Annotated in this window: 11 protein-coding genes; 4 read left to right on the forward strand and 7 right to left on the reverse strand. The window is 47.7% G+C overall.

The window, feature by feature from the left end:
• The first annotated feature begins 148 nt into the window (after nt 1-148).
• Both ytrH and ytrI read left to right on the forward strand, forming a co-directional pair.
• Complete coding sequence (gene ytrH / locus GBH70_RS06755) at nt 149-481, forward strand: sporulation membrane protein YtrH (RefSeq protein ID WP_151680326.1); 333 nt, start codon at nt 149-151, stop codon at nt 479-481.
• A complete protein-coding gene (gene ytrI, locus GBH70_RS06760; RefSeq protein ID WP_151680327.1) occupies nt 478-984 on the forward strand; it encodes a sporulation membrane protein YtrI in 507 nt (168 codons plus the stop codon). Before ytrH ends, ytrI begins: the two co-directional genes overlap by 4 nt.
• Before the next feature lie 42 nt (nt 985-1,026).
• Here ytrI and GBH70_RS06765 read toward each other — a convergent pair whose 3' ends face one another.
• Entirely contained in the window at nt 1,027-1,965 is a 939-nt protein-coding gene (locus GBH70_RS06765; protein ID WP_151680328.1) for a DHH family phosphoesterase, read from the reverse strand.
• A gap of 98 nt (nt 1,966-2,063) precedes the next feature.
• Here GBH70_RS06765 and GBH70_RS06770 point away from each other — a divergent pair, with 98 nt between their 5' ends.
• Nucleotides 2,064-2,372, forward strand: a complete 309-nt coding sequence (locus GBH70_RS06770) for a YtpI family protein (protein ID WP_151680329.1) — start codon at nt 2,064-2,066, stop codon at nt 2,370-2,372.
• 156 nt (nt 2,373-2,528) lie between these two features.
• On the opposite strand, the gene GBH70_RS06775 is transcribed toward GBH70_RS06770, so the two are convergent.
• The 3 genes from GBH70_RS06775 to GBH70_RS06785 all read right to left on the reverse strand — a co-directional run bounded on the left by GBH70_RS06775 (nt 2,529) and on the right by GBH70_RS06785 (nt 5,549).
• On the reverse strand, nt 2,529-3,845 hold the full coding sequence (locus tag GBH70_RS06775) for a CBS domain-containing protein (RefSeq protein ID WP_151680330.1): 1,317 nt from the start codon (nt 3,843-3,845) through the stop codon (nt 2,529-2,531).
• A gap of 222 nt (nt 3,846-4,067) precedes the next feature.
• Nucleotides 4,068-4,694 carry an FMN-dependent NADH-azoreductase gene (locus GBH70_RS06780; protein WP_151680331.1) on the reverse strand — a complete coding sequence of 209 codons (627 nt, stop codon included), beginning with the start codon at nt 4,692-4,694 and terminating at the stop codon, nt 4,068-4,070.
• A 171-nt stretch (nt 4,695-4,865) separates the two neighbouring features.
• The gene (locus GBH70_RS06785; protein ID WP_151680332.1) at nt 4,866-5,549 is read right to left on the reverse strand and encodes a metal-dependent hydrolase; all 684 of its coding nucleotides are present in this window, start codon (nt 5,547-5,549) and stop codon (nt 4,866-4,868) included.
• Between the two features lie 142 nt (nt 5,550-5,691).
• On the opposite strand from GBH70_RS06785, the gene GBH70_RS06790 reads away from it, so the two are divergent.
• Nucleotides 5,692-6,786, forward strand: a complete 1,095-nt coding sequence (locus GBH70_RS06790; protein ID WP_151680333.1) for a M24 family metallopeptidase — start codon at nt 5,692-5,694, stop codon at nt 6,784-6,786.
• A gap of 111 nt (nt 6,787-6,897) precedes the next feature.
• Here GBH70_RS06790 and ald read toward each other — a convergent pair whose 3' ends face one another.
• The 3 genes from ald to GBH70_RS06805 form a co-directional block, all read right to left on the reverse strand.
• Nucleotides 6,898-8,013, reverse strand: coding sequence for an alanine dehydrogenase (gene ald / locus GBH70_RS06795; RefSeq protein ID WP_151680334.1), 1,116 nt, complete (start codon nt 8,011-8,013; stop codon nt 6,898-6,900).
• A gap of 323 nt (nt 8,014-8,336) precedes the next feature.
• Entirely contained in the window at nt 8,337-8,789 is a 453-nt protein-coding gene (locus GBH70_RS06800) for a UPF0236 family transposase-like protein (RefSeq protein WP_259373271.1), read from the reverse strand.
• Nucleotides 8,790-8,860: 71 nt separating this feature from the next.
• Nucleotides 8,861-9,883 carry an aldo/keto reductase gene (locus tag GBH70_RS06805; protein ID WP_151680336.1) on the reverse strand — a complete coding sequence of 341 codons (1,023 nt, stop codon included), beginning with the start codon at nt 9,881-9,883 and terminating at the stop codon, nt 8,861-8,863.
• Nucleotides 9,884-10,058: the final 175 nt, after the last annotated feature.

Below are 10,058 nucleotides of genomic sequence, written 5' to 3' on the forward strand. Positions count from 1 at the left end.
GCCTTTTCAAATCATTTTTCCGCACCTATGTATGTTTTTTATTATACATGTTTTACGGCAGACAAAAAAGAAGGTATGTTCGCTTACATAAGTGCGCATGTTGTCCCATATATTTGTTAGTAATGAAGAACAAATGGGGATGGTTCGGTTGAGCGAAGGATTTTTTCCCGCATTTTTTAACAGTTATTTTATCGCATTCGGGGTCATGCTCGGCGGGACGTTGATCGGGGGACTGGCTTCATTCATTACGGGCGAGCCGCTTTTGACGGAAATCTCGAAAATCGCAAGGGGCCTGCGGATTTGGGCGATCATTGCCGCAATCGGCGGGACGTTCGATACCGTCTACAGTTTTGAAAAAGGATTTTTGGAAAGCGAAACAATGGTGCTGTTCAAGCAGTTATTACTGATCCTGTCGGCCATGGGCGGCGCCAAAACGGCAGCCCTCATTATATCATGGATTACCCAGGAGAATGTGCTATGAGAATTCCGCCTTTGTACCGGAAACCGAGCTGGCAGCGTTTTATGGCCGGGTTTATTGTCGGCGGCTGCATCAGCTGGCTGATTTTTCTTTATATGTTCGGTGTAATGCAGGAAAGGCAGGCACAGATCATTGAGCGGCAGGAAAAAACGATCCGGGATCTGCAGCAGGAAAAAGCGATCTGGCAGGAAGATTATAAAAAGCTTAACCAAAAAAATGAAAAGCTCCTGACCATCCAAAGCATCGATGTGAAAATCAGCAACTATGAAAAATACGACATCCAAGATTCGCAAAGCATTTTTGAAGCGGAAGAAGATATTAAGCATGATTTGAGCCCGCTGATTGCCAAGAATTTAAAAACCGCCTATTTGAACAAAGAATTAATCATTCGGATGCTTGAAAATAAAACGATTAAGATCAACCACCGCCGCTATACGTTCAAAGTGCAGGACATCCTTTTTTACTCCACGATCCGGGTCCATCTTCATTTAGAGCTGGCGGATTAAAAGGAAAGGCAGAACAGCATTCCACCGTATCTGCCTTCTTTTCTAGCCTTCTTTGCACAGTTGGATCAAATCCTGCTTCACGGCTTCGACCACATCCCACGAATATACGGTTGCACCCGCCGCAAGCGGATGGCCGCCGCCGTTATACTTGCGGGCTAGCTCATTGATCACAGGGCCCTTGGAACGGAACCGGAGCCGGATTTGGTCGTCTTCTTCAATAAAGAAGCACCACGCCTTCAGTCCTTTTATGTCCCCAAGTGTGCTGACCAGCTGAGAAGCATCCCGCGGCGGCACCCCGAATTTTTGGATCAAATCTTTTTTCAGCACCACGACTGCCGCGCCATGTTCGAGGATCTCAAGATTTTGGTAGATATACCCCTGAAGCTTGATGACATCCGGCTCGACCTCATACATCTGGTTGAAAAGCGCCGTCCGGTCAAAATTATAACGGATCAGCTCCCCAGCGTAATCAAATGTTTTTTCGGTCGCGCTCGGGTATAAAAATCTTCCGGTATCGCCCACAATACCGGCAAAAATGAGCCTTGCCGCTGCATCCGTCATGCGTAGCCCCTTCTCTTTTCCGGACAAATAAAACTCGTAAATCATTTCGCTGACCGACGATGCTTCTTCATCCACCCACTGGAGGTCGCCATATGCATCATGGTTCGGGTGATGGTCGATTTTGATCAATTTTTCCCCGAGATTGTAACGTTGATCGCTGATCCGCTCCCGGTTTGCAGTATCGCAGACAATCACGAGCGCACCCCGGTATGTTTCGTCAGGGATATTGTCCATCCTGTTTAAATAGGCAAGGCCTGGTTCATTGTCCCCGGCCAGATAAATCTTTTTATCTGGAAAAGATGCTTTCAATATTTCCGCAAGGCCCCCCTGGGATCCGTAAGCATCCGGATCCGGGCGCACATGGCGGTGAACAATGATCGTTTCATACTGCTGGATGGTGTATAAAATTTCTGATTTCATCTTCTTCCTCATTTCCTGACAGTTTTGTATGGAATTCTCTTTTTCAATTTTATAAAATAGAAGAAAAATACTGACAGTATTTTTTCGGAGGTGGATTCATGCCGCTGCTTGCTGCCCTGATTTTTGCGTCCCTTTGTTTCTACATTTATTTTAAAATAAAATATGTGCGCACCCCTTTGACAATTGAAAAAAAGTATGTTTCCGCAAAAGCCAATATGGCGCTCGGATCCTTTATCTTCCTGTTCGGCTTAAACGAGCTCTTTTTGTATCATACCGGCATCACATACGTCATTGCTTCTGTTTTTATGGCGCTCGGGCTCTTTAATGTTTCCGGCGGCTATAAAAGATTGCGCTTTTACGGGCCGTATATGGAAAAAGAAAAAAATGGGATCCGTTCCGCGCAATGAGCGGAGGCCGGATGAAGGCCGCCCTACGCTTTTCTTTAGCCCAGCTCATGGCGCTATCGGCTAGTGAATTTCCCGCTCCCTCGCCGTGTTTCCTTTATCTCAGTTCGGGGGCTCGGAAGTTCTTACTCCAATAAGCGAGCGCCCTACGCTTTCTTATTACCTTTCAATGAGCTGGCACATGAGCAGAGCTTTGCCGACAAGGCTGCCGCGGCTGAAGACTTCAACATCGATTTTGGCAAATTTCCGGCCGGAGTCCAAAATTTTCGGGACAACCTGGATGGTGCTTTCCAGTTGGACCGGTTTGATAAAATAGATGGTCAAACTTTCAATGATGATATCGCCTTTTTTTCGCGAGCGTAAAAACCGATTGGCCACTTCGTAGACGAGCGTGGTGAAAACGCCGTATGAAATCGTCCCCAACGGGTTCGTCATTTGCGGCGTCACTTCAAACTGGTAATTGTCCGGATCTTCCGTTTTGGAGGAAGAGGCATCCAGCTGCGTTGTCACAATATTGTCGATGGTTTCCCCGACCTGCGGCTGCCTTTGTGTCATTTGCAGTTCTTTTAACACATCCTGACGGCTGACGATCCCTTTCAGCCGGTTAAAATCATCCACAACCGGCAAAATTTCAATTCCTTCCCAAATCATCATATGTGCAACCGATGTAACGCTCGTTTTTTCGCCGACCGTAATCGGGTTTTTCGTCATGACTTTTTCAATGCTTAAGCTGTTGTCGGTTTCCATAATATCCTTCGCTGTGATGATGCCGACAACTTTTAAATTGCGGTCGACCACGGGAAACCGCGAATGCTCCGTTTCCCTCTTTTTCCGGTACCAGTCCTGGACGGTGTCTGTCGTATATAAATAAGCCGTTCTTTCAATGGGCGTTAAAATATCTTCGACTAAAATAATTTCCTTTTTAATCAGCTGATCATACACAGCCCGGTTGATCATCGTCGCAACCGTAAACGTATCATAACTTGTCGAAATAATCGGCAAGGCTTTTTCGTCTGCAATTTTCTTCACATATTCTTCCGTATCGAATCCGCCGGTAATCAGGACGGCGGCTCCCGTTCTTAAAGCCAGTTCATGCGCGTCCACACGGTTCCCGACAATTAATAAACTGCCTGCTTCCGTGTACTTTGACATCGCTTCAAGCTCCATTGCACCGATCACGAATTTTGTGAGGGTTTTATGCAGTCCGGATCTTCCGCCCAGCACTTGTCCGTCAATGATATTCACCACTTCCGAGAATGTGAGTTTTTCTATGTTTTCTTTTTTCTTCTGTTCAATCCGGATGGTGCCGACCCGTTCAATCGTGCTGACATACCCTTTGATTTCGGCATCTTTAATCGCGCGGTATGCGGTCCCTTCGCTCACATTTAAAGCTTTGGCAATCTGGCGGACCGATATTTTTTCCCCGATCGGAAGCTGATTGATGTACTGCAGGATCTGTTCATGCTTCGTTGCCAAACGCTTCACCCTCTTTCTTTTCGTATTTGTCCCGCTTTATCGTCAATCCTTATGTATCTTTTTAGGCAGATTATACGTATATATTTCTATTATAGATGGAAAAAGGGTTGAATCGCAATGCAGTACTTTTCCTTCACAACAAAAAAGCCGGGCATTGCCTTCAACGGTTAACCGCCGCAGCTTCAGCGCCCGCAAACCGCCGAAAAAATGCCCGGCTGCCAGTTAAAACTGTGCAGCTGCTTTTGTTGTCGCCTCTAAACCGTCCGCGATAATTTGGGCGGATTTCTCAGGAAATTGATTATGCCCTTCGATAATGATTTCTACCGGATTTTGGATTCCCCACCAATTCAGTATATTTTTAACATAATTCATTGCCATTTCAGCGCTGCTGGCCGGTGCAACAGAATAGATGCCGCCGCGCGCACTAAGAAGCGCGATCTTTTTATCCCCTACTAAACCAACCGGGCCTTCAGCTGTATACTTAAATGTTTTGCCTGCTTGCGCCAAATAAGAAATATAAGTAATCATCGGCGCCGGCACGGTGAAGTTCCACATTGGAAAAGCCATAACGACCTTATCGGCCGCTAAAAACTGATCCAAATAACGGCCGACAAGTTCCGCCATTTTCTTTTCTTCCGGAGTCTGTGCAAGTCCCTGGCCCTGTTTAAAAAGGCCCATAATTGCAGTATTTCCGTAATACGGGAGTTCTTCCTTAAATAAGTCTAGTTCCGTGATTTGATCATTTGGATTGGCTTCTTTATATGTCTTTAAAAATGTTTCATACATTTTTACTGTTACAGATTGGTCCGCGCTGCGGTCATTTGCTTTGATGAATAAAACATCCGCCATTTATATTTCCTCCTGATGTCCAAATATTTAAGCCAAACGGATGATAAGTATGATCGGCGAAAAACACAAAGACATTATATAAATGAAATAAATTTTCAGCAAGCAATATGCACCGCAACAAAAAAGCTCTCCCTGCACAGGATGATTGTGCAATGGAAAGCTTTTTGAAAATTATAACTCGATCGCATCCCCGGCTTTCATAATTTTACCGTTTTGGCCGTCGAGCAAATCAATGAATTTCTGCGGATCCTGCTGAATGAGCGGGAACGTGTTGTAATGGATCGGCACGACTGTTTTCGCCTGCAAAAATTTAGCCGCAACCGCCGCATCTTCTGGCCCCATCGTGAAATTGTCGCCAATCGGAAGAAAAGCAATGTCGATCGGGTGCCTTTCACCGATTAACTTCATATCGGAGAACAGGCCGGTATCCCCGGCATGGTAAATCGTTTTGCCTTCCGCCATCAAAAGCACCCCTGTCGGCATCCCGAGATATATCATTTCCTTCTTGTCGTCATCCTCAACCGCCGAGCCGTGGAAAGCCTGCGTCAGTTTCACCCTTCCAAAATCAAATTGGTACGATCCGCCGATATGGAGCGGATGCGTGTTCAACCCTTTCCATCCTAAATAACGGGCAATTTCATTATTGGCGATGACGAGCGCATTCTTTTTCTTGGCAAGTGCCTCGGTGTCGCCGATATGGTCGCCGTGCCCGTGGGTCAAAATGATGACATCCGGACTCTCTTCTTCCACTTTCAAATCGGTTTGGCTGTTGCCGGTAATAAACGGGTCAAACAAAATCGTTTTCCCGCCCGCTTCCACTTTTACAATAGAATGGCCGTGAAAAGAAACTTTCATGTGTCTCCACTCCTTTTAAAGTTTGTCCACTTCCATTATATTCTTTTTTGAAGCCGTAAATCCTGCCTGAAGCATTCCGTGTATAGCATCCTATCCAGTTTTTTGCTATGCTGGTAATAGTCTTACGGAGGAGATGAACAAAATGAATCAGCGTTTAACACAACTGATGGAATGGCTGAATGTGGAAAATATCGATGCCGCCTTCATTACTTCAACCGATAATGTCTTTTACTTAAGCGGCTTCCGCAGCGATCCGCATGAACGGCTGCTCGGCGTTGCCGTTTTCCGGGAAAAAGAACCGTTTCTTGTCTGTCCTGCGATGGAAAAAAATGATGCCAAAAACGCCGGCTGGGAATATGACATTCTTGACATCCGGGATACAGATAACCCGTGGGATTTGTTTGCCAAAAAAGTGCACGGGCGGATCAAGGATGTACATACGTTTGCAATTGAAAAAGAGCATTTGAATGTGGAACGGTACGAAGCGCTCAAGCAGAGGTTCAGCGGTGCAACATTTGTTGCAGCAGAAGAAAAGCTGCGGACAATGCGCCTCATCAAAGATAAAAAAGAGCGGCAGATTTTGAGGGAAGCAGCCGCTTTTGCCGATTTGGCCGTAGAAACAGGTATCCATGAGATCAAAGAAGGAAAAACCGAACTTGAAATCGTGGCGGCCATTGAATATGCGATGAAGCAAAAAGGCATTTCCGAAATGAGCTTTGCCACCACCGTATTGGCGGGCGCTAAGGCAGCCTCCCCGCATGGCGTGCCCGGTTTGAACAAAATTGAAAAAGGAAACTTGATCCTTTTTGACCTCGGTGTTGTCCATAAAGGCTATTGCTCCGATATTACGCGGACCGTTGCTTTCGGGGAACTTAACGAAGAGCAAATCCGTATTTACGAAACGGTGTTAAAAGCAGAAGAAGCGGCAGTAAAAGCGGCAAAACCGGGCGTGAAAGCAAAAGAACTCGACCAGATTGCGCGCAGCATTATTCATGATGCCGGCTACGGCGAATATTTTACACACCGGCTCGGGCACGGGCTCGGCATCAGCATCCACGAATACCCGTCCGTAACCATTACAAATGAACTCGTGCTGCGGGAAGGCATGGTATTCACGATCGAACCGGGGATTTATGTACCGGGTGTTGCCGGCGTGCGTATTGAAGATGATGTTTGCATCACGGAAAACGGCGCCGAAGTACTGACAAAATATCCGAAAATGCTGCAATATGTATAAAGGGAAAAAGCACAAGCGGGCACCTCGCCGCTTGTGCTTTTTTCAATGGTTCAAGCTCCGCCAGCTGAATGCAGCAATTGGCATACATCAACGGAAGCCGGGCATGATACCTTATTTTAAGATGGATTTCACTTCCACATACGGCAAGTTGAGCGAGTAGGCCACCGCTTTATAAGTGACCTGCCCTTCCAGCGTATTGACGCCTTTTAACAGCGCTTCATTTTCCAAAACCGCAGCCTTATACCCTTTATTTGCAATTTCGACCGCATACGGAACAGTCACATTGGTGAGTGCGATGGTAGATGTACGGGCAACCGCGCCCGGGATGTTGGCCACCGCATAATGGACAACATCATGTTTGATATAAACAGGGTCGTCATGTGTTGTCGCATGATCGGTTGTTTCAAAGCTGCCGCCCTGGTCGACGGCAATATCCACAATAACCGAACCGGGCTGCATCGATTTGACCATCTCTTCCGTCACCAGTTTAGGCGTTTTCGCGCCCGGAATAAGGACAGAACCGATGACGAGGTCAGCTTCTTTTACCGCTTCCGCAATATTGTACGGATTGGACATCAGCGTCGTAATTTCACTGCCGAAAATATCGTCAAGCTGGCGCAGGCGGTCCGGATTTAATTCCACAACCGTTACACCCGCACCTAGGCCGACCGCCACTTTTGCCGCATTTGTCCCGGCAACCCCGCCGCCGATAATGGCAATCTTTCCCCTTCTCACACCAGGGACGCCGGAAAGCAAAATCCCTTTCCCGCCATTATTTTTTTCAAGGAATTGCGCACCAATCTGCGGTGCCATTCTGCCTGCGACTTCGCTCATCGGCGTCAGCAAAGGAAGCGAACCGTTTGGAAGCTGCACAGTCTCATAAGCAATGCCAATCACTTTGTTTTTCGTTAGTTCTTCCGTCAGCCCCGGCGCTGCGGCAAGATGCAGATATGTAAATAGGATCAGGCCTTCACGGAAATACCGGTACTCGCTTTCCACCGGTTCTTTCACCTTCATGACCATATCAAACGACCAGGCATCTTCTGCGGTCTCCACAATATGCGCGCCGGCTTTCACATATTCTTCGTCGCTGAATCCCGAAGCGAGGCCTGCATTTTTTTCGATAAACACTTCATGCCCCGCTTTTGTTAAAGTTACCACACCGGCAGGGGTCATCGCTACACGGCTTTCATTGTTTTTAATTTCTTTTGGCACACCAATCCGCATGAAAAAAATCCTCCTTTTATTCGTGTGTTATAAATAAAAACAGCAGTAACTTTCCCTCCTTTTGTTATTGTAAGAAAATATATCGAACTACTAGAAATTTTCTTAAACATCTATAGTGTAACAAAATTTCTCCGTTTTTCCCATATTTTTTTGCAATTTTTCTGTATCCCGCCGCCACGGCTCAGGCCGGGCGGTAAACATTCAATATTCATTATATTTCAAAACGATGCAGTCAAGCTTTTGTGGGCACTTTTCTTGTACAATGCAATTTGAAAGCGTTCTCCTATTTTCTTGGACTTCTTGCGTAAGCTCTCTTCAAATGTTTAAAAACCGATCAGCCCTTTCAAAGCGCGGTGAATCATCGTGCCTGAAGATTGTTTCATATAGGGGATGTTGTCACGTACATCATTTACGATTTGCTTGGTCAGCCTTTTACGGGTTTTGGTCTCTAGAGCCTTACGACCCGAACCGTTTGTTTCACGGTTCGGCACCCATTGCCCAAACCACGTTTTGACCTCCAACCGATCCTTGTCGGCAATTATCCATTGGGTCATCGCCTCTACACCGGCTGCACTCCAACTGCGCCCCTGTTTGAGGCGAGCCGCAAATTGGCTCATCAAGCCTTCCGAAGCCCCCATCGTGCACAGCCTGTGCGTGTCTATCCCTTGCGCTTCGAGCCACGCTTTATAATCCCGTAACGCTTCTTTATGATTCGTGATATACGCGATGAACGCCTCCAGCTTTGTTTCGCCTTCCGGTGTAGCCATCGTTCCCACGGCACTGTTCAACGGGATGGCGGGCCGTCGAAGTTGGCCGGACCTTTTTTAATAGACGAGGAGTGAGGCGTTCATTCTTGTTTGGTTTTGAGCAGATCAGACACTTGTTCGCGGTCCGGGGGCGCCATGAATTCGGAGCCGACCGGGTCTTTGACATGGGTGGCGATGATGGCGTCGATGTCCTTTTTCGTTTGTTCATCCAATGTAAAATCGAAGAGATCATTCACGGGTTCGACTTGATCGGGACGGCGCGCGCCCCACAGCGCGATGCTGGCGCCCGGTTGGTCCAAGACCCAGCGGACGGCGAGCGCCAAAACGGATTTGCCGAACCGCTCCTTGGCCAGTTTTTCCAAAGCGGCCACGGCGTCCAAATATTGGCTGTAACGGGGTTCTTGGAATTTCGGATCCGTGTTGCGCAAGTCGTCGCCCGTGAATACGCGCTCTTTGCTCATTTTGCCGGTCAACAATCCGCGGCAAAGGCTGCCGTAAAGGAGCGTTGTGAGACCGTGCTGCTGGCAGTACGGCAAAATGTCTTTTTCAATGCCGCGTTCGAACAAGTTGTAGGGCGGTTGCACCGTATGCAGCGGCGCCGCGGATTTAAAGCGATCCATTTGTTCCGGGGAGAAATTGCTGACGCCGATCGCCCGGATTTTTCCTTCTTTGTACAGCTCATGCATCGCTTCGGCCGTTTCCTCGATCGGGGTTAAAGGATCCGGCCAATGCACTTGGTAGATGTCGATGTAATCGGTCTGGAGCCGCTTCAGGGAATCCTCGGCTTCTTTTTTTATTCTGGCTTTCGTGCCGTTGCGGAAGACGGTTTCACCGACCCAGTCAAGACCTGTTTTCGTGGCGATGACGATCTCATCGCGCCGGCCGTATTCTTTAAGAGCTTTGCCGACGATTTCTTCGGATCTTCCCTGGCCGTATGCCGGGGCCGTGTCGATGAGGTTGATCCCCTTATCCAACGCCGCATGAATGGTAAGGATCGACTGCCTTTCGTCGGTTCCGCCCCACATCCAACCGCCGATGGCCCATGTTCCGAGGCCGATGCGCGAGGCGGTGATATCCGTGCCTGTGATCTTCACAAATTCCAACTCCGCTCACTCCTTTATAGAGATGTTGCCGCATAGACGGTCGCCGAAAGCCGTGGAACGGCTGATGCGGAAACCCGGCGTTCCGTTCTGCGCGTTTAATGGGAAAATTGCGATTTATTCCCTTTATTCATTATAGGGAATCGCGGTTCGATCTTTCAAATGATTGAACTTGAAG

The sequence above is a fragment of the Weizmannia acidilactici genome (assembly GCF_008974225.1).
Taxonomy (GTDB): domain Bacteria; phylum Bacillota; class Bacilli; order Bacillales; family Bacillaceae_C; genus Weizmannia; species Weizmannia acidilactici.